12 protein-coding genes are annotated in these 16,171 nt (G+C 59.9%); 3 read left to right on the top strand and 9 right to left on the bottom strand.

The window, feature by feature from the left end:
- Positions 1-128: 128 nt before the first annotated feature.
- From ACM62Q_RS11270 to parE, 3 genes are all read right to left on the bottom strand, one after another.
- Positions 129-728, bottom strand: coding sequence for a TMEM165/GDT1 family protein (locus ACM62Q_RS11270; RefSeq protein ID WP_415036607.1), 600 nt, complete (start codon positions 726-728; stop codon positions 129-131).
- 86 nt (positions 729-814) lie between these two features.
- On the bottom strand, positions 815-1,519 hold the full coding sequence (locus tag ACM62Q_RS11265; RefSeq protein WP_415036605.1) for a class I SAM-dependent methyltransferase: 705 nt from the start codon (positions 1,517-1,519) through the stop codon (positions 815-817).
- 39 nt (positions 1,520-1,558) lie between these two features.
- Entirely contained in the window at positions 1,559-3,508 is a 1,950-nt protein-coding gene (gene parE, locus ACM62Q_RS11260) for a DNA topoisomerase IV subunit B (RefSeq protein ID WP_415036603.1), read from the bottom strand.
- A gap of 266 nt (positions 3,509-3,774) precedes the next feature.
- Here parE and ACM62Q_RS11255 point away from each other — a divergent pair, with 266 nt between their 5' ends.
- Positions 3,775-5,328, top strand: coding sequence for a DUF342 domain-containing protein (locus ACM62Q_RS11255; RefSeq protein ID WP_415036601.1), 1,554 nt, complete (start codon positions 3,775-3,777; stop codon positions 5,326-5,328).
- An 18-nt stretch (positions 5,329-5,346) separates the two neighbouring features.
- On the top strand, positions 5,347-6,012 hold the full coding sequence (gene nfsB, locus ACM62Q_RS11250; RefSeq protein ID WP_415036599.1) for an oxygen-insensitive NAD(P)H nitroreductase: 666 nt from the start codon (positions 5,347-5,349) through the stop codon (positions 6,010-6,012).
- Here nfsB and ACM62Q_RS11245 read toward each other — a convergent pair.
- The 5 genes from ACM62Q_RS11245 to ACM62Q_RS11225 all read right to left on the bottom strand — a co-directional run bounded on the left by ACM62Q_RS11245 (position 5,999) and on the right by ACM62Q_RS11225 (position 11,397).
- On the bottom strand, positions 5,999-6,664 hold the full coding sequence (locus ACM62Q_RS11245; RefSeq protein WP_415036597.1) for a GNAT family N-acetyltransferase: 666 nt from the start codon (positions 6,662-6,664) through the stop codon (positions 5,999-6,001). The genes nfsB and ACM62Q_RS11245 overlap by 14 nt on opposite strands.
- Positions 6,665-6,669: 5 nt before the next feature.
- A protein-coding gene (gene prfB / locus ACM62Q_RS11240; RefSeq protein WP_415036595.1) for a peptide chain release factor 2 occupies positions 6,670-7,774 on the bottom strand; the annotation gives its coding sequence in 2 pieces (ribosomal slippage) (positions 6,670-7,692 and positions 7,694-7,774; 1,104 coding nt in all).
- Between the two features lie 56 nt (positions 7,775-7,830).
- Entirely contained in the window at positions 7,831-9,828 is a 1,998-nt protein-coding gene (locus ACM62Q_RS11235) for a methyl-accepting chemotaxis protein (protein WP_415036593.1), read from the bottom strand.
- A gap of 217 nt (positions 9,829-10,045) precedes the next feature.
- On the bottom strand, positions 10,046-10,756 hold the full coding sequence (locus tag ACM62Q_RS11230) for a hypothetical protein (RefSeq protein ID WP_415036591.1): 711 nt from the start codon (positions 10,754-10,756) through the stop codon (positions 10,046-10,048).
- Positions 10,753-11,397 (bottom strand): DedA family protein, encoded by a 645-nt coding sequence (locus tag ACM62Q_RS11225; protein WP_415036589.1) that lies wholly within the window; start codon positions 11,395-11,397, stop codon positions 10,753-10,755. Before ACM62Q_RS11225 ends, ACM62Q_RS11230 begins: the two co-directional genes overlap by 4 nt.
- 39 nt (positions 11,398-11,436) lie before the next feature.
- Between ACM62Q_RS11225 and mutL the strand changes: the two genes are divergently transcribed.
- Positions 11,437-13,311, top strand: a complete 1,875-nt coding sequence (gene mutL / locus ACM62Q_RS11220) for a DNA mismatch repair endonuclease MutL (RefSeq protein ID WP_415036587.1) — start codon at positions 11,437-11,439, stop codon at positions 13,309-13,311.
- Positions 13,312-13,351: 40 nt separating this feature from the next.
- On the opposite strand, the gene mutS is transcribed toward mutL, so the two are convergent.
- Positions 13,352-15,952, bottom strand: a complete 2,601-nt coding sequence (gene mutS, locus ACM62Q_RS11215) for a DNA mismatch repair protein MutS (protein ID WP_415036585.1) — start codon at positions 15,950-15,952, stop codon at positions 13,352-13,354.
- Positions 15,953-16,171 lie beyond the last annotated feature (219 nt).

Below are 16,171 nucleotides of genomic sequence, written 5' to 3'. Positions count from 1 at the left end.
AAAACTGCTGAGCGCCTCCCTGATTACAGAGCTTCTTTGCTCGGCCTTTTTCCTCGGGGGTAAATGCGATTGCCCTGCTTGCCGGAGGTTGCATGGGGGCAAGGAGCGCTCGGCCGATGATGTTCCAGTCATGGGTTGCCGGGCAGGGGGGAGGCCAGCGAGAGGGCGTCGCCGGCACCGAGCAGGGTGGCGATGCCGAGGGCGCAGAAGATCAGGGCGGCGAGGGCGTGAATCCAGCGGGTGGGCAGGCGGCGGCTGATTTTTTCGCCAAAGAGCACGGCGGGGACGTTGGCGAGCAGCATGCCCAGCGTGGTGCCGGCGACGACGGCGATGAAATCCGGGAAGCGGGCGGCCAGGGCAACGGTGGCGATTTGGGTTTTGTCGCCCATTTCGGCAAGAAAAAAGGCCAGCAGGGTGGTGAGAAAAACACCGTAGGGGGCGATGCGCGTGTCGTCTTCGTCGAGCTTGTCGGGAATCAGAAGCCAGAGCGCCATGGCGATGAAGGAAATGCCCAGCACCCAGCGCAGGGTTTGCGGGCCGGCTAGACTGATCAGCCAGTTGCCGAGCGCGCCGGCCAGTGCGTGATTGACCAGCGTGGCGAACAAAATGCCGGCGATGATGGGTAGGGGTTTTTTGAAGCGGGCGGCCAGCATGAAAGCAAGGAGCTGGGTTTTGTCGCCCACTTCGGCCAGTGCGACGACACCGGTGGCGATGAGGAAAGCGTCCATTTTTTTGAGGTGTAACTTATTGGTTTGTAAGTGGTTATTTGGGTTTTTACGGCAAGAAAAGTGCTTTTTCTGTTTGCCGTGGCGGTTCAGGCGCGCAGTAAAAGATCGACCCGCTGCGGGTTGCGGAAGGTGGCCCCGTCCGGGGTGAGGAATTGCGAGAATTTTTCCTGCACGGCGGCGTATAGCGCGGGGGAAAGCTGGTGGTCGGTGTGGGTGACGCGCAGCATGCGGGCATCAAACTGTGCAAAATCGTCGAAGTGGCTGCGGGTATCGAAAAAGAATTGTTCTTTGAGTTGTAGGGGGCCGCGTTCCAGGGCGCGGCATAGGGCGGCAAAGGCGGCTTCGCGGACAATTTTTTCGTCGTTGAAGAGCTTGAATACTTCATTCAATTCGCCGGCATAAACCGGCTCGGAAATCCAGGCCAGCCCTCCGGGTTTCAAGACGCGGGCTATTTCGTCGAAGGCTTGATCCATGACTTCGAGCGGCACATGGTGCAGGGATTTGAACATGAGCACGATGTCGATGCTGGCATTTGCCGCCGGGATCGCCTCTGCGCCGCCGGCGGCAAAGCGGACGCGGGGAATGGCCTGTTCCAGATTTTTGGCGTGCTGAATCTGGTCGACTTCGAGCGCCAGAATATGGGCCGGTCGGCCGCTGGCAGCCAAGGTGCGGGTTTTTTCCGCGCGCCCGCAACCCAGTTCCAGCACCTGCGCGCCGTCAAGGGGCAAGGTGGCGAGCATGAATTCGGTTTCGTTGAGCAGGGTTTGCGAAGCAGGGTTGGCAATGCGCATGGGATGATCTCAAAAAATGGGTGGCGTATAGGGCAGGTTTTAGATGTCGGCGTCGACCAGGCCGCCGTCTTTTTCCATCCAGGCGCGCCGTCCGGCGGCTTCGCCCTTGCCCATGAGCAGCGTGAAACCGGCGTGCATGGCGCGGATGTCTTCACGGCTGGCCTGAAATGGCACCAGACGGCGGGTGTCCGGGCAGAGCGTGGTTTCCCAGAGCTGGTCGGGGTTCATTTCGCCCAGACCTTTGAAGCGCGACACCGTGATGCACTTGGGGTTGATGCCTTCTTCGGCGAGCTTGTGCAGGATTTGCTCTTTTTCCGCCTCGTCCAGGCAGTAATGCTTGCGTGTATGGCCCTTGGCTTCAACATCGACGCGAAAGAGCGGCGGCTGGGCGACGTAGAGGTGGCCTTTTTCGATGAGCGCCGGAAAATGCTTGAGAAAAAGCGTAAACAGCAAAACCTGAATGTGCGAACCATCGACGTCGGCATCCGACATGACGATGATGCGCCCGTAGCGCAGGCCGCTTAAATCGACCTGTTCGATCTGCGCCAGATCGTGCGGATCAACGCCGATGGCCACCGAAATATCATGCACTTCGTTGTTTTTGAACAGCTGGTCGCGCTCTACTTCCCAAGTGTTCAGCACCTTGCCGCGCAAAGGCAAAACCGCTTGCGTTTCTTTATCGCGCCCTTGTTTGGCAGAACCGCCGGCGGAATCGCCCTCAACCAGAAAAACCTCATTGCGGCTGATGTCGTCGGATTCGCAGTCGGTCAGCTTGCCGGGTAGGGTGGCGATGCCGGAAGACTTCTTTTTCTCCACTTTTTGTGTGGATTTGAGGCGGTTTTGCGCAGCCTTGACGGCAAGCTCGGCGATTTTTCGCCCGTGTTCGGCGTGGTTGTTCAGCCACAGTTCAAGCGGGTCGCGCAGCATTTGGGCAACGAGTTTATAGGCATCGCGGCTGGTGAGTTTTTCTTTGGTCTGACCTTGAAATTGTGGGTCGAGCACTTTGGCCGAGAGCAAAAAATTCATTTTGCTGCACACGTCTTCCTGCGCGAGTTTGACCTTGGCCGGCAAAATCGCGTGGTGTTCGGCAAAGGCTTTGACCGCATCGAAAACACCGGATTTCAAGCCCGCTTCGTGGGTGCCGCCGTCCAGCGTGGGAATCAAATTGACGTAGCTTTCTGGTTTGCCGCCGCCTTCTTCAAACCAGGCCAATGCCCAGGTTGCCCCTTCGCCAATGGCAAAACCGTTATCTGCCGTGATGAATTTTTCGCCGACGAAAATTGGCGCAACCGGCTGCCCCGGCATCATTTCTGCGAGGTAATCGGCCATGCCGTTCTGGTAACACCAGGATTTTTTCTCCTGGCCTTCGACCTCCAGTTCGACCAGAAGCCCCGGCATGAGTACGGCTTTGGAGCGCAGCAGGTGGGCGAGCTGGCCAAGGTTGATGCGCGGCGAATCGAAATAGCGGGCGTCTGGCAAAACGCGCACGCAGGTGCCGGTGGTGCGCGGGCCGACATCGGCCAGGCGGTGCAGAGGTTCGATCGGTGTGCCGCCGGCAAAAACGATGCGGTAATGGCCGCCGCCGCGCTTGATGTCGACTTCCATGCGTGTCGATAAGGCGTTGGTGACGGAAACGCCCACCCCGTGCAGACCACCGGAAAAACGATAGGCGTTGCCGCGCTCTGTTTTATTGAATTTACCGCCGGCGTGCAGCTTGCAAAACACCAGCTCAACCGCCGGACGGCCTTCTTGCGGGTGCATGTCGACCGGAATGCCGCGCCCGTTGTCGCTAATTTCGATCCAGCCGTCGGCGGCCACGCGCACGCTGATTTTTTTGGCAAAACCGGCAAGCGCTTCGTCGGCGGCATTGTCGATCACTTCCTGCACGATGTGGGTCGGGCAGGTGGTGCGGGTGTACATGCCGGGGCGTTCCTTGACCGGTTCAAGGTCTTTGAGAACGCGGATCGATGCGGCGGAATAATCTGTCATGGGCAAGAGGGATAAAAAATGCGGCGGGCGAAAGAAAACGGGCAATTTTAGCCTTTGCCTGCCGGGTTTGCGTGATTGCCTCGCTGAATCCGGTGGAATCAGGGTATTTCGGTGGTTTTTGCTTTTCTTTCACGCCGATAATGGCGTATCGTCCGTGGCTGGGCGGATCACATCGATCATTTTAGAGAGCCAGCATGCATATTGCATCGTCAGACGAGAAAAAAACGGCTTTATCCCTGCACTTTGATGCCGCGAGCAAAAAACTCATGGCAACCGTTGTGCCAGATCCCGAGGCGGGTTTGCTCGATGAGCCCTTGCTGCGCGAAATGATTGCCGCCGAAGGCTGGGGTGAGCTGCGTTATCTGAGCGACATGAGCCTGGGCCTGATCTCCAGCCATAATGCCGGTACGGCCTGTTCCTTGCCGATTGCCGAAGCGGTGGATGCGCGCATTCAGTTGGAACTTTCCTCCGATGCCATGGAAGCCTGGCTGAGCTTGATGCCGGCGGAAGGCGGCAAGAGCGTGTGTGTGGAAACGGTGCTCGATCTGCTGGCGGAAAATAACGTGGCCGAAGGCATCGATATGCCGGCAATCGAGGCGGCCTTGCTGGCGGGAAAAATCGAGCGCGCCGTTATTGCGCGCGGCAAACGCCCGGTGAATGGCGCAGATGGCCGCTTGGAGTCCTTGATTCCCGAAGTGCGCGACCGCCGCCCGCGCATCAATCTGGATGGCTATACCGATTACCGCGATTTGGGCGATATTTTCGTGGTGCGCGCCGGTGATTGGCTGATGCTGCGCCACCCGCCGGGTGAAGGCGAGGTCGGGCGTAATTTGCTCGGGGCGATCACTCCTGCCATTCCGGGTAAAACAGTGATGTTTGCCAGCACGCTGTCCGGCACGGCTTTTGATCCAGAAAACCCGAATCTGCTGGTTGCCGCGATTACCGGGCAGCCCGTGGTGGTGCCGGGCGGGATGATCGTTGAGCCGGTCTATAAAGTGGCGCAGGTATCGATGGCGACCGGCAATATCGAATTTGACGGCAGCGTGGTGGTGACGGGCGACGTGTGCACCGGGATGAAAGTGCGGGCAACGGGTGACATCGAAGTCGGCGGCGTGGTCGATATGGGAACCCTGGAGGCGGGCGGCAATATCGTGGTCAAGGGGGGCGTGCTGGGGGCTTTGGGGCGTAAGACGAGTGAAGAATGCGCCGTGCACTGCGACGGTAATTTTCATGCGGTTTATGCGCAGCAAGCCAAGGTGAGCGCCGGCGACACGATTTTCATCGACGACACTGCGATTCAATGCGAGTTGAGCGCCGTCAATCACGTCAAGGTGGGCGGCAAAAAACGCGGCAATATCGTCGGCGGTTCCGTGCAGGCGACCTATTCGATTGCCGCCAAGGTGCTTGGCTCGCCCAATCGCAGCCTGACGCGCTGCTATATCGGAGTGAATCCGAATTTGCTGCAGGAAGTGCAAGAGCTGGCGAAAGTGCGCGATGGGCTGGAAACGCAGCTGCTCGAAGTCTCGAAGCTGCTGGATTTTGCGGCCAAGAACCCCGGCCGCATGCCGCCGCACATGATCGAAAAAGCCCGCGTCACCGCCGCGCAGCTGTCGCAGCAAATTGCTGAAAAACGTGCGCAGCAAGAGGTTTTGCAGCAACAGCTGGAACTTGCGCAAGGCGCGCGCGTGGTAGCAGAGCAGTTGCTGTACGACGGGGTGGAAGTACATTTTGGCGCAGTGCGCTATAAAGTTGCCGGTGAGCACGCCGGCTGCGCCGTAGCCAATGGCGAAAACGGCCCAGAATTGCAGTCTTTGAAATAATTTTTTTGGGAGAACCTCATGCTCACAGCCGCTGCCATCGCAGACCTCGCGACCCGGCGCTACACCTGCAAAGCTTTTGATCCGGCACGCCGGATTAGCCCGCAAGATATGGCGGCGCTCAAAACCTTGCTGCGCTATACGCCGTCCTCGGTCAATTCACAGCCTTGGCATTTCCTTATCGCTGAAAGCGCCGCCGGCAAGGAAAGCATTGCGGCGACCTTGAGCGGGCGCTATGCCTATAACGCCAGCAAGGTGCGCGCTGCCTCCCACGTCGTCGTGCTGTGCGCCCGCCGCGACATGGACGACGCGCATCTGTCTGCCCTGATCGAGCAGGAAACGGCCGATGGCCGTTTTGCCACGCCAGAAGCACGCGCCAACCAGTACAACTCACGCGGCTTCTACGCCGATCTGCACCGCGAACAACTGCGCGACGCCGGGCTGTGGATGGAAAAACAGGTCTACATCGCCCTCGGCAACCTGCTCCTCGGTGCCGCCGCCTTGGGCCTGGACGCCTGCCCGATGGAAGGCATCGATGCGAGCGCCATCGACACCGCGCTTGGCCTGGAAGCGCGCGGCCTGCGCTGCGTGCTGCTGGTGGCCCTGGGCTACCGCAGCGGCGAGGATTTCAACGCGGCCTTACCCAAATCGCGCCTGCCGGAAGCGGCGGTGATTAGCGAGATTTGAATGCAAACGCAAAACGAAGGGCATTGAACGCGGATTGGCGCGGAGCAAATCTGATGACGCGGATAAAACCGTAAGCGAGTGTCTCTGATCCGCGTTCATCCAATACCAGTGCGCGCGTCATGTAGCGCGCTGGTCCTGGATAACTCGCCAGCGCGGTCCGTGCCGCCGGGGTGGACAGGGTGGTCGTGGCAAATCCTTGCCCCTGCCAGAAACCGGCGGCGTCCTGCACGCAGACCAAGGCGGCGTGCCGCCAGCCCCGGTCTTGCGCGGTGTGCAGCGCCTGCGCGAGCAGTGCTTTCCCCAAGCCGCCGCCGCTGGCGGCGGGGCTGACAGCGAGGTCGTGCAGATACAGGCAATCGGCCAGCGGTGGCGGGGCAAAATCGCCGTCCAGGGCGGTGACATGGCCGAGCCGGGCAGGGTAGGCGGCGAGATAGGCATGGATCGCGCCGCCTGATTCGGCAATCCAGCACAGCACCTCAGTCTGTTGCAAGCGCTTCCGCCAGACGGTTTCCGGTTCGTTCATTTGCGGCGAATAACAGCGCGCCTGTACGGTAAGCAGGGCGGGCAGATCATCAAGGTTTGCCCGGCGCATGGAAAAAGAGAGGGCGGGGGAAATCCCCCGCCCATTTTCGCTGTCGTTCTCGCTGCACATGCGCCTTACACGCCCTGTTTCAGGCTCGCTTCGATGAATTCGTCGAGATCGCCATCGAGCACGGCCTGGGTGTTGCCGGTTTCGACGTTGGTGCGCAGGTCCTTGATGCGGCTCTGGTCGAGCACGTAGGAGCGGATCTGGTGGCCCCAGCCGATGTCGGATTTGGCGTCTTCCAGTTTTTGCTGTTCGGCCATTTGCTTACGCAGTTCCAGCTCATAAATGCGCGCGCGCAGCATTTGCCAGGCTTCGTCACGGTTGCGGTGTTGCGAGCGGTCGTTCTGGCACTGGACGACGATGCCGGTCGGGACGTGGGTGAGGCGCACCGCCGAATCGGTCTTGTTGATGTGTTGCCCACCCGCGCCGGAGGCACGGTAGGTGTCGGTGCGCACATCTGCCGGGTTGATGTCGATTTCGATCGAATCATCCACTTCCGGGTACACGAACACCGAGGTGAAACTGGTGTGGCGGCGGGCGTTGGAATCGAAGGGCGATTTACGCACCAGGCGGTGAATGCCGGTTTCGGTGCGCAGCGTGCCGTAGGCATAATCGCCGGTGAATTTGATGGTCGCGCCCTTGAGCCCGGCGACGTCGCCTTCCGATTCTTCCATCACCTCGACGGAAAAGCCCTTTTTCTCACCGAATTTCAGATACATGCGCAGCAACATCGAGGCCCAGTCCTGCGCCTCGGTACCGCCCGCGCCGGCCTGAATTTCCAGGAAGCAGGGCATGGGGTCGGAGGGGTTGTTGAACATGCGGCGGAATTCGAGTGCTGCCACCTTGCTTTCGATGCCGGCGTTGTCGGCTTCGACCGAGAGCAGGGTGTCTTCATCGTCCTCTTCGGCACCCATGGCGAACAGTTCGCGCCCGTCCTTGATGCCGGCGGCGACGTCTTCCAGCACCAGAACGATGTCTTCCAGGCTCTTTTTCTCGCGCCCCAGCTCTTGCGCGCGCTTGGGGTCGTCCCAGATTTTCGGGTCTTCCAGCTCCAGATTCAGCAGCGTCAGACGCTCGCGTTTCTGGTCGTAGTCAAAGATACCTCCGTAGCTCGTCGGCGCGATCCGCCAGGTCGTCGAGCGTGTTGGAGATGCTGTTTTGCCGTTCTGCGTCCATGATTGTTTTAGCCGTGCGGAGAAAAACCGCGGATTATACCGGGCAGCGCTGTCGTGTTACACCTTGAACTGCTGCACGCTTTCTTGCAGAACGCGCGCTTCGCCGCGCAGTTTTTCGGCGGCCGTCGCGGTGTGCTGGGCTTCCAGATTGTTGGCTTCGGTCATTTGGGCGATGGTTTCCAGACCTTTGGCCACGGTGCTGCTGGCCTGGCTCTGTTCGCGGATGGTGTCGGAAATGCCGCCCACGGCACTGGAAACCTGCACCGCGCCTTGCTCGATGCGGTCAATCGCGGCGCTGGCCTGGGTGGCGAGCTCGACGCCTTGGCTGACTTCGTTGACGCCACGTTCCATATTGCCCACCGCCTCGCGCGTGCGTTCCTGGATGCGGGCGAGCATTTCGCTGATTTCATGGGTGGATTGTCCGGTGCGCTCGGCCAGTTTGCGCACTTCGTCGGCAACCACGGCAAAGCCGCGTCCCTGCTCGCCGGCGCGGGCGGCCTCAATGGCAGCATTGAGCGCCAAGAGGTTGGTCTGGTCAGCGATCTCTTTGATGGTGCCGGCAATGCTGGAAATGTGTTCGACCTCCTGCCCCAGGCTGTCCACCATTTGCGATGAAGCGTGCACGGTTTCGGCGATGCGGTTCATCGCGCCGACGGCCGCCGCAATGGTGCGCGTGCTTTCTTGCGCGACGCTGCGTGATTCATCGGATGCGGCGCGCACTTCGGCGGTGTGCTGGGCGATCATGTCGATGCTCGTGCTCATTTCTTCGACCGAAACCAGCATCCGGTGTGTGGCCTCGCTTTGTGTTTGCGCATCGGCAGCGACGTTGGCGGCGGCAGCATTGACTTGATCGGCATCGGCGCTGACGCTGTGTGCCGTATCGCGCACCTGGCGAATGGTGCTGGCCAGCTGTGCTTGCATGGTGGCGAGCGAGCCCATCAAACGGGCAATTTCGTCCCGGCCGTTGTATTCGATTTTTTGCGTGAAATCGCGCTCGGCGACACGTTCAGCGACACCGACCGCAGCTTCCAGCGGGCGAGCGATCCAGTGGCGCGTGCTCCACCAGACGAGCGCCACGACCACCGGAATCAGCAAGAGCGCCACGAGCAACATGCCGCGCCCGGTTTGCTCGCCTTCGGCATTGAATTCTTCGAGATAGCTGCCCGAAGCAATGACCCAGTCCCAGGGGGCGTAGTAATCGTAGGCCGTAACCTTGGGGCGAGGGGTTTCTTCGCCGGGGTTTTGCCACAGGTAGGTGATGATGCCGGTTTTCTTTTCCAGCATTTCATCGACAAATTTGTGCCCTTTGGCATCGGCCAGGCCGAGCATGGATTTGCCTTCGCTGCTCGGGTGCATGGTGATCAAACCTTTGTTTTGCCCATGATCAATGGCGTAGGGGTAACCCGTCTGGCCGATTTTTAGAGAGAGAATCTTCTTTTTCAGCGCTGCCAAACCTTCGGTGAAATCCAGGCCGACGAAAAAGGCGCCGACAGTTTCGCCCTGGGTGTTTTTGATCGGCAGGTAGTGCGTCATGAAATCGCGCCCGAGCATGCGCGCCTTGCCGGTAAAAGGCTCGCCCTTGAGCAGGAAGGGGATTGCAGGGTGGCCGGCACCGAGCATGGTTCCGGCGGCGCGCTCGCCCTGTTCATTTTTGACCGAGGTCGAGGTGCGCTCGAAGTCGTCGCCGCGCCGGGTTAGAACGGTGGCATTGACCTGGCTGTTTTTGGTGAAGCGGTCGGGGATGGCGGTTTCGCTCTGGTTGATGGCTTCATCGCCGTGGTAGAGGGTGTCACCCTGCTTGCTGAAACTGCGCCCATAGTTTGCAGCAAACAAGGGGCCCAGGCGCTGCACCGATTGCTCGAGCGAACGGTTGTAAGTGTCGATCATGCCGGTCACCATGCGATTGGTGTCCTGCAAGCCTTGCAAGGCTTTTTCTTCCAGCTTGGTGGTGAGAAAGCCCGATAGCGTAAAAGCTGCGCCGGCTAGAATGAGGGTGATCGATGAGGCAAGTACGAAAATGAGTTTTCTTGCCACCGAGGTACGCGCTTGAGCCATGCTTCTTGTCTCCCAGATTTTGTCGTCCCTGCGGGCCGTGGGCACTACAGGGCGCTTGGTTTTTAGCCCAAGAATTGTAAGGGTTTATATTGCAGAGAATGCAAGGAATTTCACCAAAACCCCCACCCGGAGCGCAAAAAAACGCAAAATTTGTAGGGTAAGGCGGGACAACCCCCCTTTTCTTACCCGTAAACCGGTATTTTCTCCGGCTGCACCTTCAAAACCCGACCGGAAGAAAAACCATGGTGGCGACCGATTGGGTGAGGCGAGACAGGGTGCGGCCCTGGCGGTCGGCGACGATTTGCGCCATCAGATCGAGCAGACCGATACAGCGGCCAAATTCGCGCTCAAACGAAAGATTGCTGTTGGCAGGATCGAGTTCGTTCGAAATGAGAAAGAGTTTGCCGCTACTCTCGCCATTTTTCCAGCGATCGTGGCCCAGTTTCCAGAGGGCGATTTCCATGTTGCGGGCGGCGTGATAGAGCTTGATTTCGTCCAGGCTGTCGAGCAGATAAAACTCTTCCTTGTCTTCAAACGCGCTGTCTACCATGGAAAGCAGGCCAAGCATCAGCGCGGCAACCCGGTCGCCGGAAAACTCTTCCGTAAAGGCCAGGGTGGCGGCCAGACGCTCACGCTTGCCGGCCAGTTCCGGCCAATCACTCGTTGCGCGCAGGCGCAGGCGCTGTAGCGCGGCTTCCCGGCTGATTTGCCCGCCGCGCTTCCATTCGCGTGGGTTGCGTTTGTAGAGTTTATCGGCAATGCGTAACAAGCCCTCCACCGTTTCACGGCGGGTGGTGTCGGCGACGCGATCGATTTCGGTTTTCAGGAGATAGTGCCCGCCGACCTTGGTCGTGCTGCGCCCATCTTTCTCCAACTGGGTAGAGCAGGCGGTGAGCAAAAGAAAGGGGAGCAGGTAGCGCAAAATCATGCGCTGCGCCGATGCTGGATATAACCTACCCCCGCCGGGAGCAGGGAAACGATGATGATGCCCAAAATGAGCAGGGAAAGGTTTTGCCGGACCCAGGGCAGGTTGCCCAGCCAGTAACCCGCCCAGCACAAAGACAGTACCCAGGCCGCCGCGCCGATCAGGTTGTACAGGCTAAAGCGTCCCCAGGGCATGGCCCCGATGCCGGCAACAAAAGGCGCGAAGGTGCGAAAAAGCGGCAAAAAACGCGACATGATCAAGGTTTTTCCGCCGTGTTTTTCATAAAAAGCATGGGTTTTTTCCAGGGCCGTTTTGTTGAAAAAGCGTGAGTTTTCCCAATGAAAAACCTTGGGGCCAAGAAAACGGCCGATTTGATAATTCACCGTATTTCCGAGCACGGCGGCGGCCAGCAAAATTGCACACAGGGTGAAAATTTCCATTCCGCCTTCGCCCAGCGCAGCCAGCGCCCCGGCGACAAAAAGCAGGGAGTCGCCCGGCAAAAAAGGAAAAATCACCAGCCCGGTTTCGGCAAATACGATGATGAATAAAATGGCATAAATCCACACCCCGTACTGCGCCACCAGAACGCTTAAATAGGCATCCAGATGCAAGACAATGTCGATGAATTGGGTGAGGAGTTCCATGGCGAAAAATGATGCAAAGGGACGCATTATAATCATGCCATGCACACCTCTTCCCAGACCCCCACGATTGCCTGCCTGCCGGATTTGCTGATCAGCCAGATTGCCGCAGGCGAAGTGGTCGAACGGCCGGCCTCCGTCCTTAAAGAGCTTTTGGAAAACAGCCTGGATGCCGGCAGTAGCGCCATTCAGGTGCATCTGGAAGAGGGGGGCGTCAAGCTGATCCGCATCGTTGATGATGGCTGCGGCATAGAAAAAGAGCAGTTGGCCTTGGCGCTCACCCGCCATGCCACCTCAAAAATCACCTCGCTCGATGATCTGGAAGAGGTGCAGAGCCTAGGTTTTCGTGGCGAAGCGCTGGCCTCGGTGGCCTCGGTCGCCCGCTTGGCCCTCACCAGCCGCGCCCGTGGTGCAGCGCAAGCCTGGAAGCTGAAAGGCGAGGCGGGGGCTGCGCCGGAGCCGGCAGCGCTGATGGCCGGTAGCGTGGTCGAGATGCGCGATTTGTATTACAACACGCCGGCGCGGCGCAAATTTCTCAAAGCCGAGGCCACCGAATTTGCCCACTGCGCCGATGCCGTGCGCCGTCTGGCGCTGACCCGCCCCGATGTGGCCATTACCCTGAGCCACAACGGGCGCACCCTGTTTCAGCTGGCTCCGGCCGAATCAGCGCGGCGCGTGGCCGATGTGCTGGGCGATTCTTTTCTGGCCGCCACCCGTGCGCTCGATGTCAGCGCCGGTGTGTTGCGACTCTTTGGCCATATTGTTGATCCGACGCGCGCCGGCGAGGTGAAGGATGCCCACTACGTTTTCGTGAATGGCCGTTTTGTGCGCGACAAAGTCATCAGCCACGCGGTGCGTGAAGCGTATCGCGATGTGCTGCACGGTCAGCGCGCGCCGAGTGTTTGTCTTTTCCTGACGATTGCGCCGGCCTTGATCGACGTCAATGTGCACCCGGCCAAAACTGAAATCCGTTTTCGTGATGCCCGCGCTGTGCATCAGTTCATTTACCACGCCATTCAGCGCAGCTTGGCGCAGCCTTTGGCAGGGGGCGAAATCTCCGGGATGGGCGTTGACAGCGCCCAGCGTTTCGAGCCGGCAGCCAACTCCCAGCCCTCTACGCCAACTTTTTCCCGCCCGCTGCATGGCGCCCAGCAGGTGCCGCTGCACATCCGCGAACGCGATACGCAAAACTATCTGGCCTTTGCCCAGGCCGCGCAAAATGCTGCGTACAGTACGGCACAAAGCGCCGACGAAAGATTGCACTTTAACGCCCCGCCACCGGCGCTCGCGGCGTTTGCACAAAGTTCGAGTGTGCAAAATTCGAGTGCACAGACACCGCCGCTGGGCTACGCGCTGGCGCAGTTGCACGGCATTTATATCCTCGCGCAAAACGCGCAAGGTCTCATCGTGGTGGACATGCATGCCGCTCACGAGCGCATCCTTTACGAAAAACTCAAAACGGCGTACGAGGCGCAAGAAATTCCCGTGCAAACCCTGCTCATCCCGGCTGTTTTTAACGCCGATCTGCATCAACGGGCTGTTTTTGAAGCGCATGGCGAGGCCCTGGCAAAACTGGGTTTTGAATTGAGCAGCGCCGGCCCCGAGCAACTCGCCGTGCGCGCCGTGCCGGCGTTATTGCAAGGCGGCGACCCCATCGCGCTTGCCCGCAGCCTATTGGCCGAGCTTCAAGAACATGGTAGCAGCGCTTGTCTCGCCGCTCGGCGCAACGAACTGCTTGCCACATTCGCCTGCCACGGCGCAGTGCGCGCCCGCCGCCAACTCAGCCTGCCTGAAATGAACGCACTTTTACGCCAGATGGAAAGCACCGAACGCGCCGATCAGTGCAACCACGGCCGCCCCACTTGGCGCGAACTCAGCCTGGAGGCGCTGGACAAACTTTTCCTGCGCGGGCGCTGAGAGGGTTTTGCGCTTCGGGTAAATCATTTTTACCCCCGGATCACTGCGGATGGCTCTGTAGCATGCCCTGCAAAACATACAAAGCCTCCAGCGCTTCGCGGGGGCTGAGGGTGTCGGGATTGAGCGCGCTGAGTTTTTCCAGGGCAGGGTGGGGCGGCGTTTCCTCGGGTTCCGGCGCAGCTTCGGCGAGTTTGAGCGGGGCGGCGAAGAGGTCGGGCTGATGCGGATCGAACACGGCGCGCTCTTCGAATTCGCGCAGCTGTTTGCGCGCGGCGCGCACGACGCTGGCGGGGATGCCGGCGAGCGCCGCAACCTGGATGCCATAGCTCTGATTGGCTGGGCCTTCTTCCACGGCGTGCATGAAAACGATGCGGTCATTGTGTTCGACCGCGCCCAGATGCACGTTGGCCAGTTCCGGGTATTCGTGCGCCAGCCGGGTTAACTCGAAATAATGCGTGGCAAAGAGCGTCAGGCTGCGGTTTTTGCTGATCAAGTGGCGCAGGATGGCAAAGGCCAGCGCCATGCCGTCGAAGGTCGAGGTGCCGCGGCCGATTTCGTCCATCAACACTAGGCTGTTGGCGCTGGCGTGGTGCAAAATGGCGGCTGCTTCGGTCATTTCCACCATGAAGGTCGAGCGCCCGGAGGCAAGGTCGTCGGAAGCGCCGATGCGGGTGAAAATGCGATCCAGCGGCCCCAGCACGCAACGCTTGGCCGGCACGAAACTGCCGATGTGAGCGAGCAGGGCGATCAACGCCACCTGCCGCATATAGGTCGATTTGCCGCCCATATTGGGGCCGGTGATGAGCAGCAGCCGGCGCAGTTCAGCCAGTTGGCAGTCGTTGGCGATGAAGCTTTCCGCCTGGTGCGCCAATTCTTTTTCCACGACGGGATGGCGGCCGGCGTCGATTTCCAGGCAGATTTCATCCGAAAACTCGGGCGCGCACCAGTTGTACTGGCGGGCGGTTTCGGCAAAACCGGCGAGCAGGTCGAGATGCGCCACGGCGCGGGCGATGCTCTGTATTTCTGGCACGGCCGGCAGGAGGGCATCGAGAATCTGCTCATAGAGCATTTTTTCCCGGGCGAGTGCGCGTTCTTGCGCTGATAAAGCCTTGTCCTCGAAGGTTTTCAGCTCCGGCGTGATGTAGCGTTCGGCGTTTTTCAGCGTCTGCCGGCGGCGGTAATCGTCCGGCACCTTGTCCGTGTTGGCGTGCGTGACTTCGATGTAAAAGCCGTGCACCTTGTTGAATTCCACTTTCAGGCTGGCGATGCCGGTGCGCTCGCGTTCGCGCAGCTCCATGTCGATGAGGAAAGTGCCGCAGTTGTCGTTAATGGCGCGCAACTCGTCGAGTTCAGCATCGAACCCCGGCGCGATCACGCCGCCGTCGCGCACCTGGGCGGCGGGCTCAAGCGTAATGGCGCGGTCCAGAAGTTCGAGCGTTTCAGTCGGCGTCGCCAGTGCTTCATGGCAGGTCATAAGCAAAGGCGCATTTTGCGTACCCAGCGGCGCTCGTACTTTCGGCAGGCAGGCGAGCGCCTCGCGCAGGCTGGACAAATCGCGCGGCCGGGCGTTCCTGAGCGCAATACGCCCGGCGATACGCTCCAGGTCTGCCATGCCGCGCAAAGCCCGGCGCACGGCCTGGGCCGCTTCACCGTAATTGTCAGCCAGCGCCGCCACGGCGGCGTGCCGGGCCGTGGGCAAGGCCCGTTCGCGCAGCGGATGGTGTAGGCTGTGACGCAAAAGCCGCGTGCCCATGCTGGTGACGCAGTTGTCCAGCAAAGAAAACAGCGTCGGTGAAGGCTGGCCGCGCAGGGTTTCGGTGAGCTCCAGATTACGCCGGGTGGCAAGGTCCAGCCCCAGATAAGCGCTTTCCATTTCCACCGTTAAACCGCGCAAATGTGGCAATTTGCCGGTTTGGGTTGCCTGCGCATAGTGCAAGAGCGCGCCGGCCGCGCCAATCGCGGGCTTTAAGCCTTCCGCGCCAAAACCGGTGAGCGAAGCCACGGCAAATTGCTCGCATAACAGGCGACGGGCGGAATCGATATCGAAACACCAATCCGGCTGCCGGGTCATGGCGGCTTCGCTGGCGAGAGGCGACGGAGTGCTTTCTGGATAGAGAATTTCTGCCGGATGAATACGCTCCAAGCTTGCCGGAATTTGATCGACCGGCACTTCGAGCAGGATGAATTCGCCGCTCACCAAGTTCAGCCGGGCAATCCCCGCCGTACTGCGCTGCACGGCGATAGCCAGCAGCCAGACGTCTTGTTTGTCGTCGATCAGCGCCGCATCGGTCAGCGTTCCCGGCGTCACGATACGCGCCACCGCCCGCTCCACCGGCCCCTTGCTGGTGGCCGGATCGCCGATTTGCTCGCAAATCACCGCCGACTCACCCATCTTCACCAGCCGCGCCAGATAAGGCTCCAGCGAATGAAACGGCACCCCCGCCATCTTCACCGGTACCCCCGCCGACTGCCCGCGCGTAGTCAGCGTGATATCAAGCAAACGCGCCGCTTTCTCGGCATCTTCCATGAACAATTCATAAAAATCGCCCATGCGGTAAAACAACAAGGTGTCCGGATGCTGCGCTTTAAGTGCCAGATATTGCACCATCATGGGGGTGTGTTGGGGCGTTTTGTCTTTCATAAGCGATTGAATTTGTTCTTGGGAGGGCGGCGAAGTTGCGCAGTATACGGGACGGCCGTGCTAATCCGATGCGTAGAAAAACCCTTCCAGAGAAGTTCTGCGCAAGGGTTTGGCCAAGAAAGCGGCGGCATCAAGCGCGCCGTTCAGGGCTATCGCATACGCAGATGTCGTAAACCCTAAAAGAAAGTCGTTCACAATCAATTAGTTATGACAGGGGCT

This window comes from Azonexus sp. (assembly GCF_047638095.1).
GTDB lineage: Bacteria > Pseudomonadota > Gammaproteobacteria > Burkholderiales > Rhodocyclaceae > Azonexus.
The sequence above is the reverse complement of the archived record's forward strand: the minus strand, read 5'-3'. Positions and strand labels throughout refer to the sequence as shown.